Below are 23,392 nucleotides of genomic sequence, written 5' to 3' on the forward strand. Positions count from 1 at the left end.
CCCCGCGGGCGAAGCCCACCCCTCAGCGGACTGCTCGAGCCCGCTAGGGAGTCATCCGGCTCACCATGTCCGGGTGCTCCTTGAGCCACGCTTCGACGGCTTCCTCCTCGTTGCCCTGGCCGCGGTCCTTGATCTCTGCCTCCAGGGTGCCGAGTTCCTCCTCGCTCATCCTGAAGTTCTTGATCCACTTCGTGAGCTGCGGGTACCGGTCCGGGAACGCCTTGTTGGTGATTGTGCGGATCGTGTTCCCCTCGCCGAACAGCTTCTTCTCGTCCGACAGCTTGGTGAGCTCGTACTCGCTGTAGGCCCAGTGCGGGGACCACAGGACGGCGATGATCGGCTCCTTCTTGGCGTACGCGCGCTTCAGCTCGGCCAGCATGGCGGGCGTGGAGCCGTCGACGACCTCGTACTCCTTGTCCAGGCCGTAGCCGGGCAGGACGTCCTTCTTGAGCAGGTTCATCTCGCCGGTGCCCGGTTCGATGCCGATGATCTTGCCGCCGAAGGTGTCCCCCTTGCCCTTGAGGTCCGCGAGGGACTGGACGTCCTTCACGTACGAGGGCACGGCCAGTTCCAGCGAGGTCGGCTCGTACCAGGTGCCCAGGTCTCTCAGGTTGGCCTTGTTCTTCTCCCAGTAGTTGGACTGGGCGTACGGCAGCCACGCGTCGAAGTTGACGTCGATGTCGCCGGTGGCCAGGCCCGTGTAGACCGGGCCGACGTCCATCTGCTTGAGGTTCAGCGTGTAGCCGCGGCGGGCCAGGACGTTCTTCCACAGGTAGGTCACGGCTACGTTCTCGTCCCAGGGGAAGAAGGCGACGTCCACCGGACGCTTCGCCTCCGCCAGGTCTCCGCCCGTGGACTTCTCGACCGGGGCCAGCTTGTCGACGACGCCGGGGTTCGACTTGAGCCAGGCCTTCACGGCCTGCGGCTGTTTGCCGTCGCCCGCCTTGTTGATCTCGGCCTCGAGGCTGGTGAGCTGCTTCTCGGTCATCTTGAAGTTCTTGAGCCACTGGCCGACGACCGGGTTGTCCTCGGCGAAGCCCTTGCGCGCGACCGTGTGGACGTCGTCGCCCTTGCCCCAGGCGCCCTTCGGGTCCTTGAGCTTGGTGAGCTTGTAGTCGTTGTACGCCCAGTGCGGCGACCACAGCGTGACGACGATGGGCTCCTGCTTGGCATACGCGCGCTTCAGCTCGGCCAGCATGGCGGGCGTGGAGCTGTCGACGACCTCGTACTCCGTGTCGAGGCCGTACTCCCCCAGAACCTTGTCCTTGAGCAGGCTCATCATGCCGGCGCTCGACTCGATACCGGTGACCTTGCCGCCGAACTCGGAGGCCTTGCCCTTGAGGTCCTCCAGGGAGTCGATGCCCTTCATGTAGGAGGGCACGCTCAGCTCCAGGGACGTCGGTCCGTACCAGGAGCCCAGGTCCTCGATCTGCTTGCCGTACTTCTTCCAGTACTGCTCGTGGGTGGTCGGCAGCCAGGCGTCCGTCTGGAAGTCGATGTCGCCGGCGGCGAGAGAGGTGTACATCGGGCCGGCCTCGAGCTGCTTCGTCTCGACCTCGTAGCCGCGCTCCTGAAGGATCTCCTTCCACAGGAAGGTGGAGGCGACGCCCTCGTCCCACGGGATGTAGCCGATGGTGATCTTCTTGCCCTGGCCGACGTTCGAGGAGTCGGCGGCGGTGGTCTCGGAGTTCGTACCGCCGAAGACGCCCATGCCGCCGGCGACCAGCGCGAGCACGACGACACCGATCATGGCCACGGCGGGCCGGGGACGGTAGGACCAGATATTCAGGCCCTGCGCGGCGCGCAGCCTGGCGAGGGCGCGGCGGCCGAGCGGCGAGACCTGGGTGCCGAGCGAGCTGGTCATACGGTCCAGGTAGATCGCCAGAATGACGATGGCGACGCCGGCCTCGGAGCCCAGGCCCACGTTCAGCTGGCCGAGGGCCTCGTTCACGTCGCCGCCGAGTCCGCCGGCGCCGACCATGCCGGCGATGGCGGCCATGGAAAGTCCCAGCATGATGACCTGGTTGACACCGGCCATGACCGTGGGCAGGGCCAGCGGCAGCTGGATGCGCAGCAGGGTGTTGCCGGGGGTGGTGCCGAACGCGTCAGCGGCCTCGACCAGTTCCTTGTCGACCTGGCGGATGCCCAGTTCCGTCATGCGGACGCCGGGTGCCAGCGCGAAGATCATGGTGGCCACGATGCCGGCGGGGGCGCCGGTGCCGAAGAACAGGATCGCCGGGATGAGGTAGATCATCGCGGGCAGCGTCTGCATGAAGTCGAGCACCGGCCGGACCGTGTTGCTCACCCGGTCGGAGCGCGCCGCCCAGATGCCCACGGGTACCGCGATGGCGAGCGCGATGATCGTCGCCACGAGGACGAGCGACAGGGTCACCATCGCGTCTTCCCACAGTTCGACGGAGTCGATGAAGGCGAAACCGAGGAAGGTGAGGACACCGGCGGACGTGCCGCGCAGCCAGAACGCGATCACGGCGAAGATGCCCGCGAGGAGGAGCGGCTGCGGGGCCTGGAGGACGGCGTTGATTCCGTCGTACGTGCCCTCGAAGATCGCCTTGAAGAAGTCGAAGAGCCACGCCATGTGCTCGAGCAGCCAGTCGACCGTGTCGTTGACCCAGTCGCCGAAGGGGATCCTAGGCATCGGCCTTCACCGCCTTGACAACCTTGTCACGCGGCGCGTCGCAGGGCCGGGGGTCGCCTTGTTCGTCCCCGAGGAAGCCGATCAGGCGCTGCCGCGGTACGACTCCGACGAGTTTCTGTGCCTTGTCGAGCACCGCGACCGAGTGCGGCACGCGGGCGCTGATCGCGCAGAGGTCCACGAAGGAGCTGTCCGGTCGCGCGGTCTCGCAGCCGCAGTCCGCCTCGTCGCCCCGTACGTCCGTGTCCATGACCGCGTCGGCCGTGAGCACCCTGGAGCGGTCGACGTCCTTGGTGAACGAGGCGACGTAATCGTTTGCGGGGCGGATCAGGATGTCCTCGGCGGTGCCGATCTGGACGATGCGGCCGTCGCGCATCACGGCGATACGGTCGCCCAGGCGCATGGCCTCGTTGAGGTCGTGCGTGATGAAGACGATGGTCTTCTTGAGCTTCTTCTGGAGCTCGATCAGCTGGTCCTGCATATCGCGGCGGATCAGCGGGTCCAGGGCGCTGAAGGACTCGTCCATCAGGAGCAGGTCGGCGTCGGTGGCCAGGGCACGGGCCAGCCCCACGCGCTGCTGCATGCCGCCGGACAACTCGTCTGGCCAGGACTTCTCCCAGCCGGCCAGGCCGCACATCGCGAGGGCATCGGTGGCGCGCGTCTCGCGTTCGGCGCGCGGCACACCCTGCACCTCCAGGCCGTACGCGGCGTTCTCGAGGACGCTGCGGTGCGGGAAGAGCGCGAAGTGCTGGAAGACCATGCTGATCTTCTTCGAGCGGACCTGGCGCAGTTCGTGGTCGCTCAGCGCGGTCAGGTCCTGGCCGTCGAAGAGCACTTGTCCCGCGGTGGGCTCCAGCAGTCCGTTGAGCATGCGCAGCAGGGTGGACTTGCCGGATCCGGACAGGCCCATGACCACGAAGGTCTGGCCCGGTTCGACCGTGAATGACGCGTCGATCACCGCGGCGGTGGAGCCGTCGGCGCGCAGTGCCTCACGGTCACGTCCTTCGCGGAGTTGCTCTACCGCCTTCTCGGGTCGTCTGCCGAACACCTTGTAAAGGTGTTCGGCTTGCAGCCTGGATGACACTTGCACCTCTCAGGTCGAACGAGGACGGCCCGCCTCCCCCGTCGACGGGCCGTGGAGCGACGCGGGGTCCGCCCGCATGTCCGGTCTCCCTTACTCCCCATTTGTCAGGTGTAGTTGAAAACGGGACCGGCTTCGCTCCGGGGCGGCACCTGCCCTCACTTGTCTGGACCAAACGCAAGAGTGCCCCAGTTCACAGGCTGTTTACGTTTAACGAGTAGCGCACATCCTCGTCAGGCCGGGTGCACGTGGCCGCTGAGGCATCGACCCGCAGGAAACCGTCAGCCACTGACGGAACCGGTTCGGCCCCGAAGTCGACCTGAAAGGACTCTCCGTCAGGCGCAGGCGTGGACAAGTCCGCGCATCACCCGCACGTCGTCCCCCATCTCCGGATGCCACTGAACGCCCAACACCCACCCCGTACCCGAGAGTTCCAGCGCCTCCACCGTCCCGTCCGCCGCGTGGGCCGAAGCCGTGAGGCCGGAGCCGAGGTGGTCCACGGACTGGTGGTGGTAGGTGGGGACCGAGGTCTCCTCGGGCACCAGACCGGCGTAGAGGGAGCCGGGAACCGGCTTCACGGTGTGGTGGCCGAAGACGCCCACCACCTCGGCATGCCCCTCGATGTGCTGCACGAGCGTCCCCCCGAGGGCAACGTTCAGGAGCTGCATCCCCCGGCAGATCCCCAGCAGCGGAGTGCCGGAGGCCAACGCGGCGTCGATCAGGGCGAGTTCCCAACTGTCCCGCTCACGGGCCTCGGGCCCCGTACGGGGCCCGCGCACGGCGCCGTACCGTGCCGGATCCACATCCGGGCCGCCCGCGATCACCAGCCCGTCGAGCCGGGCCACGGCCGCGGCGGCGTGCGCGGGATCGTCAGGGGGCAGCATCGCGGCCAGCCCGCCCGCGTCCCGCACAAGCCGCGGATACCCGACGGGCAGCAGCGCCGCCTCCAGCTCCCACACACCCCAGCGCGCGGACTCCAGATACGTACTGATTCCGATCAGCGGCCTGCCGCCCACCATGAACCCCTTTTCGTGGTCTCCTGGATCAGTTCCGCTCCAACTCTGCCTCGGCGGCCGCCAGCGCCGCGAATTCCTCCTCCGGTGCCTTCGCCACCAGATGCTTGCGGCTGTAGAGGCCGAAGTAGGCGACCGCCACCACGTAGACCGCGAGCGCGATGACCGCCGCCGTCACGTCCACCAGGAACGTCGCCACCAGCGCGGAACACGCCAGCACCAGTGCCACCGAGGACGTCAGCACACCGCCCGGCGTACGGTACGGCCGCTCAAGGCCCGGCTCGCGGCGGCGCAGCACGATGTGCGAGAGCGACATCAACGCGTACGAGATGGTGGCGCCGAAGACCGCCACGTTCAGCATGCGCGCGCCGTTGCCCGTGGCCGCGGCCAGTGCGAAGCCGATCGCGCCCGGCACCAGCAGGCCCAGGTAGGGCGCCTTGCGGCTGCTCGTCAGGGACAGGAAGCGGGGCAGGTAGCCGGCCCGCGAGAGGGCGAAGAGCTGACGCGAGCCGGCGTAGATCAGGGAGAAGAACGACGCGACCAGGCCCGCGAGACCCGCGTAGTTGACGATCCGGCTCAGCGTCGTCGCCTCACCGTCGGGCTGGAGCGCCTCGACGAGGGGGTTGCCCGCTCCCTGGATGGCATCCGAGCCTCGCGCCCCGGCGGAGGCGAAGAAGGTGAGCAGAGCCAGGACCACCAGGATGCCCATCGACCAGCGGATCGCCTTCGGCAGCGTACGTGCCGGGTCCTTGGTTTCCTCAGCCGCGAGCGGCACGCCCTCGACCCCCAGGAAGAACCACATGCCGAACGGGAAGGCGGCCCAGATGCCCAGGAGCCCCATGGGCAGCCAGGAGCTGGACCCGAAGGCACTCTCGTCCACCGCGATGTCGTCGAGGTTCGAGGCGTCGAAGTCCGGGAACGCGCCGACCGCGAACACCAGCAGCGCCACCACCGCGATACCCGTGACGACGAAGCTGAAGCGCAGCGCCTCACCGACGCCCCACAGGTGGATGCCGATGAAGATCACGAAGCAGGCCAGGTACACCGGCCAGCCGGAGGTGAGCCCGAACAGGCCCAGCGACTCGACGTAGTCGCCGATGAAGATGGAGATGGCGGCGGGCGCGAGGACGTACTCGATGAGGATCGCCGTGCCGGTCAGGAAGCCGCCCCAGGGTCCGAGCGCCCGGCGCGCGAAGCCGTAGCCGCCGCCCGCCGTCGGCAGGATGGAGGACAGCTCGGCGAGTGCGAAGACCATGCATATGTACATCAGGCCCATGAGGACCATGGCGATCGCGAGGCCGCCGAAGCCGCCCTCGGCGAGTCCGAAGTTCCAGCCGGAGTAGTCGCCGGAGACGACGTACGCGACACCGAGTCCGGTGAGCAGCAGCCAGCCGGCGCTGCCCCGGCGCAGGCTCCTGCGCTCCAGATAGTCGTCCGCCTCCGGGGTGGCGGGTGGCTTGGTGGAATCGATGGACATGGGCGGACTCCCCAAAGGGCGGTGGACGCTCGGGTGAAAGGGGCCCCGAGGCGCATGAGGGGGCCCCGGCGGCGCAGCGAAGCGCAATGGAACGGATCCATACCTTTGCGGGCCACATGGCCAGAAAGCAAGAGGCTTGCGTTACGTGCCCGTTAATCGGGTCTCGCGTGGGAAGCCGCGGCTCGTCACGTGAGGAAGCCGCGCAGCAGGGCGGCGGTTCCCGCGCAGTGCTCGCGCATCATCTCCCGCGCCCCGTCGGTGTCCCCGTCGAGCACGGCCTCCACCAGGGCGGTGTGCTGCTGCTGTGAGTGCTCCAGGTTCCGGACCAGCAGGGGAATGCAGTCCAGCAGGTCGTTAACGGTTGCCCGTACGGCCGCGTACTGGGCGGTGAGGGTCGGCGAACCGCACAGTTCGGCGAGCGTGAGGTGCAGCAGCGTATCCAGGCGGCGGTAGTCGGTGAGCGGTGCGTCGTGGGTGCGCGCGAGGGCGTCCCGCAGTCGTGCCGCCTGCTTCTCGTCCAGCCCGTGCTGGGCGCACAGGCCGGCCGCGCCCACCTCCAGGACTTCACGGAAGCGCAGGACGTCCTCGATGTCGGTGCCCTCGATCCGGCGGCGCAGCTCGTCCTGGCCGGGCGCCTCGGTTCTGGGCCGGACGAACGTGCCGCCGTACCGTCCGCGCCGCGACTCGACCAGCCCCTGGTCCTGGAGCACCTTCAGCACCTCGCGCAGCGTCACCCGGCTGATCCCGAGCCGGTCCGCCAACTCCCGTTCGGCGGGCAGGCGTTCACCACCGGGCACCAGACCGAGCCGTACCACTTGGAGGATCTGCTCCAGTGCCTCCTCGAAGCCGTTGCCCGCGCGGACCGGGCGCAGGACGGGTGCCAGCTGATCGCCCGGCCGCTCGTTCACGCCGTGTGAATCCGGCTGCGTCATATGGCCGTGCCCCCTTCCCAAGCAATGGTTCTCGGCAATACCTTATGGCTCTCGGCTGACCGAAGGAGGCCTTTCCCGTGGCCCACCGCACACCACCGCTCAGCGTGGAGGAGCTGCACGCTCTCGTCGCGAGCGGCGAGATCGACACCGTCGTCCTGGCCTTCCCGGACATGCAGGGGCGGCTTCAGGGCAAGCGGTTCGCCGCGCGCTTCTTCCTGGACGAGGTCCTCCACCACGGTACGGAGGGCTGCAACTACCTCCTCGCGGTCGACACCGACATGAACACGGTCGACGGCTACGAGATGTCCTCCTGGGACCGCGGCTACGGCGACTTCGCCATGCGCCCGGACCTCAGCACCCTCCGCAAGGTCCCCTGGAACGCCGGTACGGCCATGCTCATCGCCGACCTGGCCTGGAACAACGACGCGCCCGTCGTCGCCGCGCCCCGCCAGATACTCCGCCGCCAACTGGAGCGCCTCGCCGAGCACGGCTACACCGCGCAGGTCGGCACCGAGCTGGAGTTCATCGTCTTCAAGGACACGTACGAACAGGCCTGGGACGCCAACTACCGAGGGCTCACCCCGGCGAACCAGTACAACATCGACTACTCCGTACTGGGCACGGGCCGTATCGAGCCCCTGCTGCGGCGCATCCGGAACGAGATGCAGGTCGCCGGGCTGACCGTCGAGTCCGCCAAGGGCGAGTGCAATCCGGGGCAGCACGAGATCGCGTTCAAGTACGACGAGGCCCTGGTCACCTGTGATCAGCACGCCATCTACAAGACCGGCGCCAAGGAGATCGCCTCCCAGGAGGGCGTCTCGCTCACCTTCATGGCGAAGTACAACGAGCGCGAGGGCAATTCCTGTCACATCCACCTCTCGCTCGCCGACAAGGACGGCCGGAACGCCATGGCCGGGGACGGACCCGGCGGCATGTCCGACATCATGCGGCACTTCCTCGCCGGACAGCTGGCCGCACTCAGGGACTTCTCCCTGCTGTACGCGCCCAACATCAACTCGTACAAGAGATTCCAGCCCGGCTCCTTCGCGCCGACCGCCGTCGCCTGGGGCTACGACAACCGCACCTGCTCCCTGCGCGTGGTCGGCCACGGCCGCTCGATGCGCTTCGAGAACCGGCTGCCCGGCGGCGACGTCAATCCGTACCTGGCCGTCTCGGGACTCGTCGCGGCCGGTCTGTACGGCATCGAGCAGAAACTGGAGCTGCCGGAGGTGTGCGCGGGCAACGCGTACACCGCCGAGTACGAGCACGTCCCCACCACCCTGCGCGAGGCCGCCGAACTCTGGGAGAACAGCCCAATCGCCAAAGCCGCCTTCGGGGACGAGGTCGTCGCCCACTACCGCAACATGGCGCGCGTCGAGCTCGACGCCTTCGACGCCGCGGTGACCGACTGGGAGCTGCGCCGCTCCTTCGAACGCATGTGAAAGGTCCGTCCGTGTCGTACGAGCATCAGCTCCAAGTCCTCAATCCGGCGACGGAGGAGGTCATCGCCACCGTCCCGGCCGCCGGTGCCGAGGACGTCGACGCCGCCGTCGTACGGGCGGCGAAGGCGCAGTCCCGGTGGGCTGCCGCGGCGCCCGGCGAGCGGGCCCGGCGGCTGCGCCGCTTCGCCGTCATCGTCGACGAACACATCGAGGAACTGGCCCAGTTGGAGGTGCGGGAGGCCGGGCACACCATCGGCAACGCCCGCTGGGAAGCCGGCAACGTACGCGATCTGCTCGACTACGCGGCCGGGGGAGTGGAGCGGCTGACCGGGCGGCAGATCCCGGTGCCGGGCGGTCTCGACGTGACGATCCTCGAACCCCTCGGCGTCGTGGGTGTGATCGCGCCCTGGAACTTTCCGATGCCCATCGCCGCCTGGGGCACCGCTCCTGCACTCGCGGCGGGCAACGCCGTCATCCTCAAGCCCGCCGAGACGACACCCCTGACGGCGCTGCGGCTGGCCGAACTCGCCCTGGAGGCCGGGCTACCGGAAGGGCTCTTCCAGGTGCTGCCGGGCGAAGGGCCCGTCGCGGGCAACGCGCTCGTCGAGCACCCCGGTGTCGCGAAGATCGTGTTCACCGGGTCGACGACCGTGGGCAAACAGGTGCTGGCGAAAGGCTCGTCGCTTCTCAAGCCGGTCACCCTCGAACTCGGCGGCAAGAGCCCGAACATCGTCTTCGCCGACGCCGACATCGAAGCCGCCGCCGCGGCCACTCCCATGTCCTTCCTCGACAACTCCGGCCAGGACTGCTGCGCCCGCACCCGCATCCTCGTCCAGCGCACGGCGTACGACCGCTTCCTCGAACTCCTCGCCCCCGCCGTCGAGTCCGTCCTCGTCGGCGACCCGGCGGACGAGAAGACCGCGATGGGCCCGCTGATCTCCAAGGTCCAGCTGGAGCGCGTACGTTCGTACGTCACCGACGATCTGCAAGGCATCCGTGGCAGCGCCCCCGAAGGCCCCGGCTTCTGGTTCCCGCCCACCGTCCTGACCGGAATCGAGCCTCAAGCCGGCGTGGCCGTCGAGGAGATCTTCGGACCGGTCGCCGTCGTGCTGCCCTTCGAGGACGAGGCGGACGCGATCCGGCTCGCCAACGACACCGAGTACGGACTGTCCGGCTCCATCTGGACCCGCGACGTCGGCCGGGCGCTGCGCGTGTCCCAGGCCGTGCGTGCCGGGAACCTGTCCGTCAACTCCCATGCCAGCGTCCGCTATTGGACCCCGTTCGGCGGCTACAAGCAGTCCGGGCTCGGCCGTGAACTCGGCCCGGACGCACTCACCGCTTTCACCGAGACCAAGAACGTCTTCATCAGCACGGAGGGTCCCGCACAGTGACCGAAGAGAGCATCTGCCGCCGCCTCGTCGGCCGCACCGCCGTCATCACCGGTGCCGGCAGCGGCATCGGCCTCGCCGCCGGGCGCCGCCTCGCCTCCGAGGGCGCCCACGTCGTCTGCGGCGACGTGGACGAACAGCGCGGCAAGGGAGCCGCCGAGGAGCTGGGCGGGATCTTCGTGAAGGTCGACGTCACCGACGCCGAGCAGGTCGAGGCGCTGTTCCAGACGGCGTACGACACCTATGGTTCGGTCGACATCGCCTTCAACAACGCGGGCATCTCGCCGCCCGACGACGACTCCATCCTGGAGACGGGCCTCGAGGCCTGGAAGCGGGTCCAGGAAGTCAACCTCACCTCCGTCTACCTGTGTTGCAAGGCCGCGATCCCCTACATGCGGCGCCAGGGCAAGGGTTCCATCATCAACACCGCGTCGTTCGTGGCCCGGATGGGCGCGGCGACTTCCCAGATCTCGTACACCGCCTCCAAGGGCGGCGTCCTCGCCATGTCCCGCGAACTGGGCGTGCAGTTCGCCCGCGAGGGCATCCGCGTCAACGCCCTGTGCCCCGGCCCCGTCAACACACCGCTCCTCCAGGAGCTGTTCGCCAAGGACCCGGAGCGGGCCGCGCGCCGTCTCGTGCACATCCCGCTCGGGCGGTTCGCGGAGGCCGAGGAGATCGCCGCGGCGGTCGCCTTCCTCGCCAGCGACGACTCCTCGTTCGTGAACGCGACCGACTTCCTTGTGGACGGCGGGATTTCGGGCGCATATGTCACTCCCCTGTAGACCGCCGTGTACTGACGGTTCAGGGGCGCTTACAGTGCCGGAATGAGCATGACGCCCCCGCCCGGCTGGTACCGCGACCCTTCGGCGCCGCATGTCGAACGCTGGTGGGACGGGACCAGGTGGACCGAGCACATGCGCGCTCCCGAGGCGCCCCAACAGCCCTTGGCGCAGCCCGGGTTCGCCCCTGCACCCGGTGGCCCCGGCGGCGGCTCCGGTCGTGCGAAGGCCATCGCCCTGGTCGCCGCGGCGGCCGTCCTGGTCGCCGCCATCGTCACCGGAGCCGTCGTCCTGAACCAGGACGACGGCTCCGCAGAGGCGAACACCACCCCGGCGCCCGAATCCTCCGCGCCCGCGAGCGACCCGCCCTCGCCCACGCCCTCGGAATCCACCTCCGAACCGTCGGCCGACGACCCCTCCACGGTCGTGGACGAGCTCAACGGCATCACCTTTCCCCTCCTCGACGGCTGGGTCAGACCCCAGTACGTCGCCGAGGACTACGTCGTGATGACCACGCCCGACACCTACACCTGCCCGGGCGACGACGGACTGTGCCGCCACGGCAGGGTCATCTCGCGCACGGTGACCGCGAACGACGAGAAGTCCCCCGAGGCGCTCGCCAAGGCCGACATCTCGGAGGCGGCGGACCAGGCCTACGACGTCGACCGGCTCGACCGCCGTCCCTACGGCGGCATCACGTCCAAGAAACGGGTCAAACAGGGGCCGGTCGCGGTCGCGGGCCGCACCGGGTACTTCGTGCGCTGGCAGGTCAAGACCGAGAAAGGGCCAGGGGGTTACGTCCAGTCGCTTGCGTTCCCGTCCAGCGTCGGCTCCGGGGCACCGGTCATGGTGCGGTTCGTGTTCGACGCCGGTCAGGACGGGCCGCCGCTGACCGACATGGACGAGATCACCAAGGGGATCCGGCCGGTGGGGGACGCGGACACGGGCGGAGGGGTGGGCAGCAGCGTCGGTCCCACGCAGTAGCGCGTACGGGACATGGCGAATACGGCTACAGGAAGGTGTGGCCTTCCCCTCGATATGTCGGAACCGTCGCCGTGACCGTCTCGCCCTCCACGAGGTGCAGGACGTCGAACCGCTCGCACAGTTCACCTGCCTTGGCGTGCCGGAACCACACCTTGTCGCCGATCAGCAGATCGTCGGCGGGGGAGCCGAGCAGCGGTGTCTGCACCTCGCCGGCCCCCTCCTGGGGGTCGTACCGCAGCCCCTCGGGGAGGTACGGCTCGGGCAGCCGGTCGACCCCCGCCGCACCGGAGGCCGGGTAGCCGCCGCCGAGGACGGTCACGACGCCCATGCCCGGCCTGCGGACGACCGGCTGGGCGAAGAGTGCGGCGGGACGCCCGCTGAACGAGGTGTAGTTGTCGAAGAGGCGCGGGACGTAGAGCCCCGATCCGGCCGCGATCTCGGTGACGGAGTCCTCGGCGGCGGTGTGCTGGACGCTGCCCGTGCCGCCGCCGTTGACGAACTCGAGGTCCGGCGCCACGGCCCGTACCGCACGCACGACCTCGCTGCGCCGCTGGGCCAGCTCCCTGCGGGCTGCGGCCTGCATCAGCCGGATGGCACGCGACCTCAGCGGCCGTCCGAGCAGGGCGTCGCCGACACCGGCGACATGCCCCTCGTACGCCATGATCCCCACCAGCCGGAAGCCGGGCCGCCGGGCCACCGCGCGGGCCATCTCGGCGACTTGGGCGGGGGAGTGCAGCGGCGAACGGCGGGCGCCGACACGCACGCGCCCGCCGAGCAGCTTGAGTGAGGTGTCCAACTCCAGACAGACGCGCACTACTTCGCGCCCGCCGTCCCGGGCGTCGTCGATCAGCGTCAGTTGCGCCGGGTCGTCGACCATGACGGTGACGGAGGCCGCGAGTTTGGGGTCGCTCGCCAGTTCCGCGTACGCCTTCCGGTCCGCGGACGGGTAGGCGAGCAGTACGTCCTCGAATCCGGAACGGACCAGCCACAGCGACTCGTCCAGCGTGAACGACATGATCCCGGCGAAGCCGTCCCGGGCCAGGACGCGTTCGAGAAGGGCCCGGCAGCGTACGGATTTGCTCGCGACGCGTACGGGCTTGCCGGCCGCCCTTCGTTCGAGGTCCTCAGCGTTGGCGTCGAAGGCCTCCAGGTCCACGATCGCGACGGGGGCGTCGAGGTCAGCGGTGGCCCGGTCGTAGCGGGCCCGGTCTGCGGCGCGGCCAGTCATGCCACGAAGCCTGCCAGACGTGATTACCGCAGGGTAGGGGGACGTTCCGGGCAGATGCCGCGGGCCCGCGTACTGGTTCCCACTCGCACAGTGTCAGCCCGTAGAGTGACGCGCACGCAGGAAGGGAACGGTCCGGAGGAGTTCCTTTGGGTGGGCCGGTTGCCCGGGCACGAGGAAACGGGGGGTGCATTGAGCACGGAAGCGCGTCGCACCCCCGTCCCTCCACGCCCGCCCACTCCGCCGGGCGGGGCGCCGAGCGCACCGCAGGACCAGCCCTCCGAGACCGCCCCTCAGGGCGCCGGAACGACGGGTCCGCTGCCGAGACGTGATCCCGACACCGCGCCGCGAAGGCCCGGCATCGCGGGCGCGCTGTCCGGGGGTGCCGGTGCGGGCGGATCGGCCCCGGCACGCGGTTTCGACGTGGACGACCCCCGAGCCTTCAAGGGGGACGACGGTGACGAGCACCCGCCGGTCGGGCCACTCCGTTTCCCTGACCTCCGACCCACCGGCGACCAGACGCGCTCACCCATGACCCCACCGCCTCCGCCCGCCTCGGCCCGTTTCCCGGACACGCCACCTCCAACGACACGGGCCCTGCCGAGCGTCGAGGGGCCGGGCGTCCCGCCGCGTGCGGCGGCCGAGTGGGGTCCGACTCCGCGGAGCGCCGACGGCCCGGCGTCCGAGGGGCGCCCGGCTTCGAGTAACGCCGACGGTTCAGTCGTATCGCCGCGTGCGGCGGCTGAGCGGGGTCCGGCCGCGCGCAGCACCGATGGTCCGGAGGCCGAGCGGCTCCCGGCTGGGAGGGGCGCTGAGGGTTCAGTCGTTCCGCCGCGTCCGGCCACGGAGCCGCGGGGAGCGGCTGAGCGGGGTCCGGCCGCGGGGAACGTCGACGGCTCGGTGGCCGAGGCGCGCTCCAGTACGAGCTACGCCGAGGGCTCAATCGTGACGCCGCGTCGGGCAGCTGAGCCGGGGACGACTGCGGGGGGCGGCGAGCGCTCGGGCGTCCCGTCGGGTGCGGCGGCTGACTGGCCTCCGGCGTCACGGAGCGCTGGTGGCTCGGTGGCCGAGCCACGCACGACCACGAAGAACGCCGACGGTTCAGTCGTACCGCCGCGCCCCGCGGCCGAGCCGCGTTCGACTGCTCGGGACGCCGGCGGCTCACCCATGCCGCCGCCCCCCGTAACCGAACCGAAGCCGACCATCGCCCCCCAACGGGCAGCCGTCAGCTTTCCTCAGCGGCCCTTTGCGCCGCCGAGGCCGAGTGCCCCGGCGCCGCCGGTCGTCCCGCCTCCGCGTGCGCACGCGCCGGAGGAAACCTTCAGCGAGACCACGCGACGGCTCCGGCCCATTCCCGCCGACCCGCCCGTCGAGCCCCGGGCGAACCCGGACCCGGCACCGGCCGGCGTTCCCGCCGGGCGCCCCTTCATCTCGCTCGCACCCCCGGACACGTACGACGACGACACCGCGCGGCTGCGGCCCGTGGTGCCCCGGATTCGGCCCCGGGTCGCGGCTGCGGCGGCCTGCGTTGTGCTGGGGCTCGGGCTCATCGGGGGTGCGGCGACCGGGAGTTGGCTGACCGGAGACAGCGGAGGGGACGCAGGGTCGCGGGACTCGTTCACGGCGGCCGGGGATCTCTGGCACAGCGTCCCCGTGGACGAGCTCTTTCCACCGACCGTGGAGGGGGAGGGGGCGGGGCCCGGCGGAGCCGACCGTACCTGGACCCGTATCGCCGTCGCCCCGGACAGCGGCTGCGCGGACGCCTTCGACCCGCTCCTGCGCAAGGCCCTCGCCCCGGCCGGCTGCCTGCGCCTCCTTCGCGCGACGTACACGGATGCGACCCGTAGTCATGTCACCACCGTCGGGCTCCTGTTCACCAAGGCGGACTCCGCGGCCATGGGCGCGCTGAGCAGCCAGTTCGAGGACGAGGGGCTCGATGGGCGGCGCGACCTGATGCCACGCACGTACGCCGCGAAGGGCACCGTCGCAGCCGGTTTCGGTGACGACCAGCGCGCGTCCTGGACGGTGTCGGTGCTGACCGACGCCCCCGTGGTCGTCTACGCCGTCTCCGGCTTCGCCGACGGCCGCGCCGTCACCGAGCCGCAGTCCGCCGAGGACGCCATGAAGACCGACGCCACCACACCGTCCGCCCAGGCGGGCCTCGGCCACGACGCACAAGGCCTCGCCGACCGCATCGAGCGCGGCCTCCGCAGAACCGTCAACTCGGCCACGGAGAAGCCGTCATGACCCGCAAGGCCATATGCACGGGAGGTGCCCGCAGGACCGGGGTCGTCGCCACCCTCCTCGCCGCCTCGCTCGCCCTCGTCCCGCCCACCATCGCCCACGCCGACGGGATACGCGCCCAGCAGTGGGCCCTGGAAGCGATGCGCGCCAAGGAGGCCTGGCAGACGACCAAGGGCGAGGGCATCACCGTCGCGGTCCTCGACACGGGGGTCGACGCCCAGCACCCGGACCTCGCAGGCAATGTCCTCGCCGGCAAGGACATGGTCGGCTTCGGGGCCGACCGGGGCGACCGCGCCTGGGCCCGCCACGGCACCGCGATGGCCGGCATCATCGCCGGCCACGGACACGGCCCCGGCAACGCCGACGGAGTCATGGGCATCGCCCCCGGGGCCAAGATCCTGCCCGTCCGCGTCATCCTCGAAGACGGCGACTCGGCCCGCGGCAAGGCCCGCAACACCCGCGGCAACGCCCTCGCCGAAGGCATCCGCTGGGCCGCCGACCATGACGCCGACGTCATCAACCTCTCCCTGGGTGACGACTCCAAGTCAGCCCACCCCGAGGCCACCGAGGACGCCGCCGTGCAGTACGCCCTGAAGAAGGGCGCCGTCGTCGTCGCCTCCGCCGGCAACGGTGGTGAGAAGGGCGACCACATCTCGTACCCCGCGGCCTACCCGGGCGTCATCGCCGCCACCGCCGTCGACCGTTACGGCACCCGCGCCTCGTTCTCCACCCGCCGCTGGTACGCCACCGTCAGCGCACCCGGCGTCGACGTCGTCATCGCCGACCCGGACCGCAGGTACTACGAGGGCTGGGGCACCAGTGCCGCCTCGGCCTTCGTCTCCGGCGCTGTCGCCCTCGTCCGCGCCGCCCACCCGAACCTGGCCCCGGCCCAGATCAAGGAGCTCCTGGAGGACACGGCCCGCAACGCGCCCAGCGGCGGCCGGGACGACTCCCGCGGCTTCGGCTTCGTCGACCCCGCGGCCGCCATCGAGCGGGGCGGCAAGCTCAAGCCGGAAGGGCTGCGCTCGGCCGCGTACGGCCAAAAATACTTCGGCTCGGGCCCGGACACCGCGGACGACGACTCCTCGAACGGCTGGGCGGGGCCCATCGCGGGAGGCCTCGGCGGCGTACTCCTGATCGGAGCGGTCGTGCTCTGGCGCGGTCGCCGCGAACCACGCCAAACGCCTGCCGGCGACCCCGACTACTAGACGTCCGCATCCCGCAGCGACGACACCGCTGCCCTCGCCGCAGCCTCCACCAGCGAAATCCCCTTCGCCTTCGTGGAGTTGCCCTGCGACAGCGCCGCGACGAGACACACATGCCCGTCCACCGTCACCCGCCCGATGCTGTTGATGACCCACAGCCCGGTCTGACTGCGCGGCAACCACCCGTTTTTCAGGGCGAATCGGGAGCCGGCGGACCCGTCAGTCGCGTCTTCGGCTTGTTCAGATCCGATGGCCGACACTCCCCAGTCCTGGCCCACCGCGATGTCCCCCATGAGCCCCCGCAGATACGTCCGCGACGCCTCGGTCAACTCCGACTCGTCCCCGAAAACCTGTCCAAGCAGGGTGAGTTGATCGGCCGCAGTGGTCTGCGTCAGCCCCCACAACGCCCCGTTCCCGCCCTCGGTACCGGTGAGCCCGAACCGCTCGTTCGCCGCCGCCAGACCTTCCGCCCGTCCGATCGCGTTCCACAGCTCGCTCGCCGACACATTGTCGCTGTTCTTGATCATCACGGTGGCGTACGACTTCTCCGACGCCGTCAACTCCCGCCCTTCATCCTGTGCCTGGAGCAACAGCGCCGCCAGGATGTCGACCTTGACGATGCTGGCGGTGTCGAACGACCCGTCCCCGTACACCGCGCTCTGCCCGGACTCCGGATCCAGCACCGCCACCGACACCTGTGCGCCGTCCTCCACGGCCACGGACTCCATCGCCTTGGCGAGAAGCGCGTCCCGGTCCACCGCGGGAACCGTAGGAGTCGGGCTCGCGGTCGCCGCCACGGATTCCACTGTCGCCTCCGGGCTCTGGGATACGTCCGCTGCCTGCGCGCCCGCACTGGGCGCCGCCGAGGACGATACGAGACCGGTGCCGCCGCGCGCCTGCGCCTTCACGTGCGTGGTCCCGGAAGCCGTGACGCTGACGAGCACGACGGAGGCCACCGCGGTGTAGAGGAGAGGCCCGCACCAGGACGGGCGGGCGCCGGGCCGACGAGCTCTCTGCGGGTCCATCCCGCGATGCTGGGGCCCCGCGCTGTGCTTACGGTTATCCGCACGTCAGAAACGTGTAAGCGTTCGCTGATAAAAGCCTGAACCACGTGAACACCATGTTTCCGGGGCCGCGGGAAGCATGCGAGCGAGACCCGCATAGAGTCGGTGACCGTGGCGAACAAGAACATTCCCGACTCCGGCTTCTCCGACGACGACGGCTCCGCCGACCCCCGGCTGAGCGCCGCGCTCGCGGCCTGGGCGGAGGACCGGTCCGCACACGTACCGGTCCTGGAGGCGCTCAAGGGCGCTCGGCTCCTCGTACCCGTCGTGGCCGTCCTCGGGGAGACGGAGGAGGATGAGAACGGGCTGCGCCGCGAGAAGACCAGCGACATGGCCGTCCCCACACTCAAGGCCGGTGCCCGGACCGCCCTGCCCGCCTTCACGTCCACCGAGTCTCTTGCCCGCTGGGACCCGGCGGCCCGACCCGTCGCCGTACCCCTGCACCAGGCCCTGCAGGCCGCCGCCCACGAGAAGGCCGACACGATCGTGCTCGACCTCGCAGGCCCCGTGCCGTACGAACTCACCGGCCCCGCCCTGCTCGCCCTCGCCGAGGGCCGCACCAGCACGGACCCGCTCGCCGACCCCGCCGTGACCGACGCCGTACGCGCCGCCGTCGCCGCCGAGCCCGCCGTACTCCGCGCCCACCTCGGCCCGGGCCAGGCCGACGGCACCCTCGCCCTCGTACTGGACCCCTCCGCCACCCCCGCCGAGACCGCCCGCTCCGTCGCCCGTCGCCTGGCCGCCGACGACACGCTGAGGGCCCGCCTGGTACACGGCCTCGACCTGGCTCTCCTGCCGACCGAGGCGACACCACCGGGCGAGCCCCTTTACGTACGGACCTGAAGTCTCGTACGTCTCTCGTACCGTCTTCGGTATGCCTCCGGAGGCGGCCTCAGCCGAAGACCGGACCCGTGTACTTCTCGCCCGGCCCCTGGCCCGGCTCGTCCGGGACGGACGACGCCTCGCGGAACGCGAGCTGGAGCGACTTCAGGCCGTCGCGCAGCGGTGCCGCGTGGAAGGAGCTGATCTCGGTCGCGCTCGCGTCCAGCAGCCCGGCCAGCGCGTGCACCAGCTTTCGCGCCTCGTCCAGGTCCTTGTGCTTCTCGCCCTCCTCCGTCAGACCGAGCTTCACGGCGGCGGCGCTCATCAGGTTGACGGCGACCGTCACGATCACCTCGACCGCCGGGACCTCGGCGATGTCGCGGGTCATGGCGTCGAAGTCGGGGGTCTCAGGAGGGGTGTCACTCATGCCCCACACGATAGGGCCAGGTGCGCGCCCACTTGACAGCAGGAGGCACCGGACACCTGGTTAGCGCACGCCTCCAGGAGCTGCTAACCTTGTGTAACGACCGGTCGGATGCGCCCAGACACTTAGCGCGTTCGACCCGCAAGTGGAGGCTCCGATCTCCCACCTGGCTGTCCTTCGGGATGGCGGGTCACCCGGTCAGGCGGCCACCATCGTTCCGTACGGACGATGGAGCCGCAGGATATGCGCCCCGCGGGCCTCCGCGGCGGTGCTCCGGTAGTCATTGGAGCCCCGCCTGCGTCCCGTCCGGGGCATTTTTCGTGGCTCCCGATGGTTGGTCCCAGTTGAAGAGACGTACGCGAGCTGTCTGCCAGACAGCCGTGTGGTGCTAACCGAGGAGGATCCATCAGCGCCGAGCCCCGCATCAACGACCGGATTCGCGTTCCCGAGGTGCGACTTGTCGGTCCCAGCGGCGAGCAGGTCGGGATTGTTCCGCTTGCCAAGGCCCTGGAGCTTGCGCAGGAGTACGACCTCGACCTGGTCGAGGTGGCTGCGAACGCACGTCCGCCGGTCTGCAAGCTCATGGACTACGGGAAGTTCAAGTACGAGTCGGCCATGAAGGCCCGTGAGGCGCGCAAGAACCAGGCGCACACGGTCATCAAGGAGATGAAGCTCCGGCCGAAGATCGACCCGCACGACTATGACACCAAGAAGGGTCACGTCGTCCGGTTCCTCAAGCAGGGCGACAAGGTCAAGATCACGATCATGTTCCGTGGTCGCGAGCAGTCCCGGCCGGAGCTCGGCTACCGACTGCTGCAGCGTCTCGCGGAGGACGTCCAGGACCTCGGTTTCGTGGAGTCGAACCCGAAGCAGGACGGCCGGAACATGATCATGGTTCTCGGTCCGCACAAGAAGAAGACCGAGGCGATGGCCGAGGCCCGCCAGGCGCAGGAAGCCCGGAAGGCGGAAGCGAAGGCCAACCCTGGCAAGTCGCAGAACGTCGCCGAGGAAGCTCCGGCCGAGGCTTCCGCCGACGCCTGATTCCAGGACGCAGGTCCTGGGGTCCAGGTCCCTGGACGAGAGTCCGGGGATGCCAACCGATACATCTGACGTTCCGCCGTGCCCGGTTTCACGACCGGGCATCGGAACGCCACTGACGAGGAGAGAACGGCGCTATGCCGAAGAACAAGTCGCACAGCGGTGCCCGCAAGCGCTTCAAGGTCACCGGCTCCGGCAAGGTGCTCCGTGAGCGCGCCGGCAAGCGCCACCTGCTCGAGCACAAGTCGTCCCGTCTGACGCGTCGCCTCACCGGTAACGCCGAGATGGCCCCGGGCGACGCCAAGAAGATCAAGAAGCTTCTCGGCAAGTGACGTCGGGAACGCATCGCGTACCTGATCTCTGACCGGGACCCAATCGATTTCGGGTCGTGTGAGTCCAACCACGGCCCCGCTACAAGGAGTTAATCAAAGTGGCACGCGTCAAGCGGGCAGTCAACGCCCACAAGAAGCGCCGGGCGATCCTCGAGCAGGCCTCCGGCTACCGCGGTCAGCGTTCGCGCCTGTACCGCAAGGCCAAGGAGCAGGTCACCCACTCGCTGGTCTACAACTACAACGACCGCAAGAAGCGCAAGGGTGACTTCCGGCAGCTGTGGATCCAGCGCATCAATGCCGCTGCCCGCGCCAACGGCATCACCTACAACCGCTTCATCCAGGGCCTGAAGGCCGCGAACGTCGAGGTCGACCGCAAGATCCTCGCGGAGCTCGCCGTCAACGACGCCAACGCGTTCGCCGCGCTCGTCGAGGTCGCGCAGAAGGCGCTGCCGTCGGACGTGAACGCGCCGAAGGCGGCGTGACGCCGGCGCCGGCTTCAGCCGCGTCCCTGACGTGACCCGGACCCGCAGGCTGTGCGCTGCCTGCGGGTCCGGGTGCGTCCGCGGTGGGCGGGTTTTTGCCCCCGACGCCCCCACCCGACCCATCCCGCGGCCAGACCCTGGACCCTCACCAGTGGCGCCGCCCCCGACCCCCCTTCGTGGCGCCGCCCCCGGACCCCATCAGGGGCCCGCCCCCGGACCCCCCTTCGTGGCTCCGTCCGCGGACCCCATCAGGGGCCCGCCCCCGGACTCCCCTTCGTGGCTCCGTCCGCGGACCCCATCAGGGGCGCTGCCTCTGGACTCCGCTCGGGGCTCCGCCCCGGCCCCGTTTCGGGGCCAGCCCCGGCCCCCGCTCCTCAATCGCCGGAGGAGCTGAATTTTTCGTGGCCGGGCCGCCTTCCGCAGCGGGGCTGAGTCATTGCAGCCGAGGCCGGCATCAATCAGCCCGTCCGGCGTTTGAGGACGAGGCCGTTCAGGCCGACGGGGGTCTGGGGCGCAGCCTCCAGCGGGGTTCAGGGGCAGCGCCCCTGGTGGGGTCCATGGGGCGAAGCCTCTGCGATGGGACGGGTAGGGGCGGCGGGGGCGAGAAACCGCACGTAGTACCCCCTCCGCCGTCCCACCGAAGGTGAACCCCATGCCACTCGCCCCCGAGTTGATCTCCCCGCGCTCGCCCCGCGTCACCGCCGCTCGGCGGCTGGCCAAGCGGAACTTCCGAGTCAAGGAACGGCTGTTCCTTGCCGAGGGGCCGCAGGCCGTGCGGGAGGCGGCCGGGCATCGGGGCGGGGACGGGCCCACGCTCGTCGAGCTGTTCGTGACGCTCGACGCCGCGGAGCGGTACGCCGACATCGTGGGCGAGGCCCGGACGGCGGGCGCGCGCGTGCACCTCGCCGCCGAGGACGTGATCGCCGGAATCTCGACGACCGTCACCCCGCAGGGCCTCGTCGGGATCTGCCGGTTCCTGGACACGCCGTTCGAGGAGATCATCGAGGCCGGGCCCAGGCTGGTCGCCGTACTGGCGCATGTGCGGGACCCCGGGAACGCGGGAACCGTGCTGCGGTGCGCGGACGCCGCGGGAGCGGACGCCGTCGTCCTCACCGACGCGTCCGTGGACGTCTACAATCCCAAGGCGGTGCGGGCGTCGGTCGGTTCGCTGTTCCATCTGCCGGTCGCCGTGGGGGTGTCCGTAGAGGACGCCGTCGCGGGGCTCAAGGGTGCCGGTGTACGCGTACTGGCCGCCGACGGGGCCGGTGAGCACGACCTGGACGACGAACTCGACCGGGGCACCATGGGCGGGCCCACCGCCTGGGTGTTCGGGAACGAGGCGTGGGGACTGCCGGAGGAGACGCGGGCGCTGGCGGACGCCGTGGTGCGCGTACCCATTCACGGAAAGGCCGAGAGCCTGAACCTCGCGACCGCTGCTGCCGTATGTCTCTACGCGTCCGCCCGTGCCCAGCGCACCCGCGGTGCACGTCCCTGAGGGGGTCCGTTCCGTCACTGAGAGCTAGTAGGGTGACGGACTCGGGGCCCACTCGCCAGGTCCGAGAGGTGCGGGGATGAGTGTCGGAACGAGCGGTGCGAAAAGGGCACTGCGAGCACGGGACGTGCACAGCGCAGCCGCGTCCCTCCGCGGTGATCTCACCGACCTCGGCATCGACCCCGACGACCTGCCCGACGGACTGGTGATCGCCGACGAGCACGGCCGCGTGATCTGCTTCAACGCCGCCGCGGCCCGGATCACCGCCGTCCCCGCCGCCGACGCGCTCGGCCGGCAGCTGGAGTGGGCGCTCCCGTTAGAAGACCTGGAAGGCCGCCGCTGGTGGCAGCTGACCGACCCGTACGGCGGTCTCGCGATCCGTGTCGGGCAGCCCGAGCGCAACCTGCTCCTTCCCGGAGGCCGCGAGGTCCTGGTCTCCGCGCGCTACGTACGCACCGCACCCACTGGTCCCGTCCGTCGCGTCGTCGTCTCGCTGCGCGACACCGAGGCCCGCCGCCGCACCGAGCGCAGCCACGCCGAGCTGATCGCCACGGTCGCCCATGAACTCCGCTCGCCGCTCACCTCCGTGAAGGGCTTCACGGCGACGCTGCTCGCGAAGTGGGAACGGTTCACCGACGACCAGAAGAAGCTCATGCTGGAGACGGTCGACGCCGACGCGAACCGCGTCACGCGTCTGATCGCCGAACTCCTCGACATATCCCGCATCGACTCCGGCCGCCTCGAACTGCGCCGCCAGCCCGTCGACCTGGGCGTCGCCGTCGGCCGGCACATCCAGTCGTACGTCGCCTCCGGCCAGTCCGCCGACCGCTTCCTGCTCCGCATCGGCCAGCCGCTGCCCGACCTGTGGGCCGACCCCGACAAGGTCGACCAGGTGCTCAGCAACCTGCTGGAAAATGCCGTGCGGCACGGCGAGGGAACCGTCACCATCGACGTAGAGCCCGCGCCGTCGCCCCGCGAACGGGAATGCGCCGGTACGTCGGTCACGGTGAGCGACGAGGGCCCCGGCATCCCGGAGGAGTCCATGAACCGCGTCTTCACCCGCTTCTGGCGGGGCAGCAAGCGCGGCGGCACCGGCCTCGGGCTGTACATCGTCAAGGGCATCGTCGAAGCCCATGGCGGCACCATCACGGTCGGCCGCGCCCCCGGCGGCGGCGCGCAGTTCCGATTTACGTTGCCCGTGGGCACCCCGGCGTATCTGCAGTAACGCCGACGAGGCCCCACGGGCGCATTCGCACACCTCAGCCCCGTTAGACTCGGCCTTTGGCACCTTGCGTCCTGATCCGTGGACGATTCG

General features: G+C 70.0%; 20 protein-coding genes. 12 read left to right on the top strand and 8 right to left on the bottom strand.

Translation table 11 applies throughout. The annotated features are described in order from the left end of the window. Positions 1–43 precede the first annotated feature (43 nt). The 5 genes from ACFYO0_RS17075 to ACFYO0_RS17095 all read right to left on the bottom strand — a co-directional run bounded on the left by ACFYO0_RS17075 (position 44) and on the right by ACFYO0_RS17095 (position 7,156). On the bottom strand, positions 44–2,656 hold the full coding sequence (locus tag ACFYO0_RS17075; RefSeq protein ID WP_388675980.1) for an ABC transporter permease/substrate binding protein: 2,613 nt from the start codon (positions 2,654–2,656) through the stop codon (positions 44–46). Then, a complete protein-coding gene (locus tag ACFYO0_RS17080) occupies positions 2,649–3,737 on the bottom strand; it encodes a glycine betaine/L-proline ABC transporter ATP-binding protein (RefSeq protein WP_388675983.1) in 1,089 nt (362 codons plus the stop codon). The genes ACFYO0_RS17075 and ACFYO0_RS17080 overlap by 8 nt, the downstream gene beginning before the upstream one ends. Positions 3,738–4,069: 332 nt before the next feature. After that, on the bottom strand, positions 4,070–4,753 hold the full coding sequence (locus tag ACFYO0_RS17085) for a gamma-glutamyl-gamma-aminobutyrate hydrolase family protein (RefSeq protein WP_388675986.1): 684 nt from the start codon (positions 4,751–4,753) through the stop codon (positions 4,070–4,072). A gap of 25 nt (positions 4,754–4,778) precedes the next feature. Continuing rightward, complete coding sequence (eat, locus tag ACFYO0_RS17090; RefSeq protein WP_388675988.1) at positions 4,779–6,224, bottom strand: ethanolamine permease; 1,446 nt, start codon at positions 6,222–6,224, stop codon at positions 4,779–4,781. Positions 6,225–6,409: 185 nt separating this feature from the next. Beyond that, a complete protein-coding gene (locus tag ACFYO0_RS17095) occupies positions 6,410–7,156 on the bottom strand; it encodes a FadR/GntR family transcriptional regulator (protein WP_388675991.1) in 747 nt (248 codons plus the stop codon). Between the two features lie 77 nt (positions 7,157–7,233). On the opposite strand from ACFYO0_RS17095, the gene ACFYO0_RS17100 reads away from it, so the two are divergent. Genes ACFYO0_RS17100 through ACFYO0_RS17115 form a run of 4 tightly spaced genes read left to right on the top strand, consistent with a single transcriptional unit; the run spans position 7,234 to position 11,749 of the window. After that, positions 7,234–8,598, top strand: coding sequence for a glutamine synthetase family protein (locus ACFYO0_RS17100; protein ID WP_388675994.1), 1,365 nt, complete (start codon positions 7,234–7,236; stop codon positions 8,596–8,598). A gap of 11 nt (positions 8,599–8,609) precedes the next feature. Next, complete coding sequence (locus ACFYO0_RS17105) at positions 8,610–9,989, top strand: aldehyde dehydrogenase family protein (RefSeq protein ID WP_388675997.1); 1,380 nt, start codon at positions 8,610–8,612, stop codon at positions 9,987–9,989. Continuing rightward, complete coding sequence (locus ACFYO0_RS17110; protein ID WP_388676000.1) at positions 9,986–10,768, top strand: 3-oxoacyl-ACP reductase; 783 nt, start codon at positions 9,986–9,988, stop codon at positions 10,766–10,768. The genes ACFYO0_RS17105 and ACFYO0_RS17110 overlap by 4 nt, the downstream gene beginning before the upstream one ends. A gap of 48 nt (positions 10,769–10,816) precedes the next feature. Then, positions 10,817–11,749: a DUF2510 domain-containing protein gene (locus ACFYO0_RS17115; RefSeq protein ID WP_388676581.1), complete on the top strand. Its 933-nt coding sequence runs from the start codon at positions 10,817–10,819 to the stop codon at positions 11,747–11,749. Between the two features lie 25 nt (positions 11,750–11,774). Here ACFYO0_RS17115 and ACFYO0_RS17120 read toward each other — a convergent pair whose 3' ends face one another. Further along, a complete protein-coding gene (locus ACFYO0_RS17120) occupies positions 11,775–12,977 on the bottom strand; it encodes an amino acid deaminase/aldolase (RefSeq protein WP_388676002.1) in 1,203 nt (400 codons plus the stop codon). A 1,059-nt stretch (positions 12,978–14,036) separates the two neighbouring features. On the opposite strand from ACFYO0_RS17120, the gene ACFYO0_RS17125 reads away from it, so the two are divergent. Continuing rightward, positions 14,037–15,221, top strand: coding sequence for a hypothetical protein (locus tag ACFYO0_RS17125; RefSeq protein WP_388676005.1), 1,185 nt, complete (start codon positions 14,037–14,039; stop codon positions 15,219–15,221). Next, the gene (gene mycP, locus ACFYO0_RS17130) at positions 15,218–16,426 is read left to right on the top strand and encodes a type VII secretion-associated serine protease mycosin (RefSeq protein ID WP_388676008.1); all 1,209 of its coding nucleotides are present in this window, start codon (positions 15,218–15,220) and stop codon (positions 16,424–16,426) included. Before ACFYO0_RS17125 ends, mycP begins: the two co-directional genes overlap by 4 nt. On the opposite strand, the gene ACFYO0_RS17135 is transcribed toward mycP, so the two are convergent. Continuing rightward, the gene (locus tag ACFYO0_RS17135) at positions 16,423–17,448 is read right to left on the bottom strand and encodes a hypothetical protein (protein ID WP_388676010.1); all 1,026 of its coding nucleotides are present in this window, start codon (positions 17,446–17,448) and stop codon (positions 16,423–16,425) included. The genes mycP and ACFYO0_RS17135 overlap by 4 nt on opposite strands. Before the next feature lie 150 nt (positions 17,449–17,598). Between ACFYO0_RS17135 and ACFYO0_RS17140 the strand changes: the two genes are divergently transcribed. Continuing rightward, a complete protein-coding gene (locus tag ACFYO0_RS17140; RefSeq protein WP_388676013.1) occupies positions 17,599–18,330 on the top strand; it encodes an SseB family protein in 732 nt (243 codons plus the stop codon). A 49-nt stretch (positions 18,331–18,379) separates the two neighbouring features. On the opposite strand, the gene ACFYO0_RS17145 is transcribed toward ACFYO0_RS17140, so the two are convergent. After that, on the bottom strand, positions 18,380–18,736 hold the full coding sequence (locus tag ACFYO0_RS17145) for a DUF1844 domain-containing protein (protein WP_165345819.1): 357 nt from the start codon (positions 18,734–18,736) through the stop codon (positions 18,380–18,382). Between the two features lie 402 nt (positions 18,737–19,138). Between ACFYO0_RS17145 and infC the strand changes: the two genes are divergently transcribed. The 5 genes from infC to ACFYO0_RS17170 all read left to right on the top strand — a co-directional run bounded on the left by infC (position 19,139) and on the right by ACFYO0_RS17170 (position 23,302). After that, the gene (gene infC / locus ACFYO0_RS17150) at positions 19,139–19,774 is read left to right on the top strand and encodes a translation initiation factor IF-3 (RefSeq protein WP_344393655.1); all 636 of its coding nucleotides are present in this window, start codon (positions 19,139–19,141) and stop codon (positions 19,772–19,774) included. A 134-nt stretch (positions 19,775–19,908) separates the two neighbouring features. Further along, positions 19,909–20,103, top strand: a complete 195-nt coding sequence (rpmI, locus tag ACFYO0_RS17155) for a 50S ribosomal protein L35 (RefSeq protein WP_165257477.1) — start codon at positions 19,909–19,911, stop codon at positions 20,101–20,103. 98 nt (positions 20,104–20,201) lie between these two features. Next, a complete protein-coding gene (rplT, locus tag ACFYO0_RS17160; protein WP_006141703.1) occupies positions 20,202–20,585 on the top strand; it encodes a 50S ribosomal protein L20 in 384 nt (127 codons plus the stop codon). A gap of 652 nt (positions 20,586–21,237) precedes the next feature. After that, complete coding sequence (locus ACFYO0_RS17165; protein WP_388676017.1) at positions 21,238–22,080, top strand: TrmH family RNA methyltransferase; 843 nt, start codon at positions 21,238–21,240, stop codon at positions 22,078–22,080. A 76-nt stretch (positions 22,081–22,156) separates the two neighbouring features. Continuing rightward, positions 22,157–23,302 (top strand): ATP-binding protein, encoded by a 1,146-nt coding sequence (locus tag ACFYO0_RS17170; RefSeq protein ID WP_388676020.1) that lies wholly within the window; start codon positions 22,157–22,159, stop codon positions 23,300–23,302. Positions 23,303–23,392: the final 90 nt, after the last annotated feature.

Source organism: Streptomyces sp. NPDC006365 (assembly GCF_042870755.1).
Classification (GTDB): Bacteria; Actinomycetota; Actinomycetes; order Streptomycetales; family Streptomycetaceae; genus Streptomyces; species Streptomyces xiangluensis.

Bases quoted from the DNA above. Each gene is read 5' to 3' on its own strand.
- ACFYO0_RS17135 (WP_388676010.1), bottom strand. From the start codon at position 17,448: ATGGACCCGCAGAGAGCTCGTCGGCCCGGCGCCCGCCCGTCCTGGTGC.
- ACFYO0_RS17085 (WP_388675986.1), bottom strand. From the start codon at position 4,753: ATGGTGGGCGGCAGGCCGCTGATCGGAATCAGTACGTATCTGGAGTCC.
- ACFYO0_RS17120 (WP_388676002.1), bottom strand. From the start codon at position 12,977: ATGACTGGCCGCGCCGCAGACCGGGCCCGCTACGACCGGGCCACCGCT.
- rpmI (WP_165257477.1), top strand. From the start codon at position 19,909: ATGCCGAAGAACAAGTCGCACAGCGGTGCCCGCAAGCGCTTCAAGGTC.
- ACFYO0_RS17115 (WP_388676581.1), top strand. From the start codon at position 10,817: ATGACGCCCCCGCCCGGCTGGTACCGCGACCCTTCGGCGCCGCATGTC.
- eat (WP_388675988.1), bottom strand. From the start codon at position 6,224: ATGTCCATCGATTCCACCAAGCCACCCGCCACCCCGGAGGCGGACGAC.
- ACFYO0_RS17145 (WP_165345819.1), bottom strand. From the start codon at position 18,736: ATGAGTGACACCCCTCCTGAGACCCCCGACTTCGACGCCATGACCCGC.
- ACFYO0_RS17165 (WP_388676017.1), top strand. From the start codon at position 21,238: ATGCCACTCGCCCCCGAGTTGATCTCCCCGCGCTCGCCCCGCGTCACC.
- ACFYO0_RS17170 (WP_388676020.1), top strand. From the start codon at position 22,157: ATGAGTGTCGGAACGAGCGGTGCGAAAAGGGCACTGCGAGCACGGGAC.
- ACFYO0_RS17095 (WP_388675991.1), bottom strand. From the start codon at position 7,156: ATGACGCAGCCGGATTCACACGGCGTGAACGAGCGGCCGGGCGATCAG.
- ACFYO0_RS17075 (WP_388675980.1), bottom strand. From the start codon at position 2,656: ATGCCTAGGATCCCCTTCGGCGACTGGGTCAACGACACGGTCGACTGG.
- mycP (WP_388676008.1), top strand. From the start codon at position 15,218: ATGACCCGCAAGGCCATATGCACGGGAGGTGCCCGCAGGACCGGGGTC.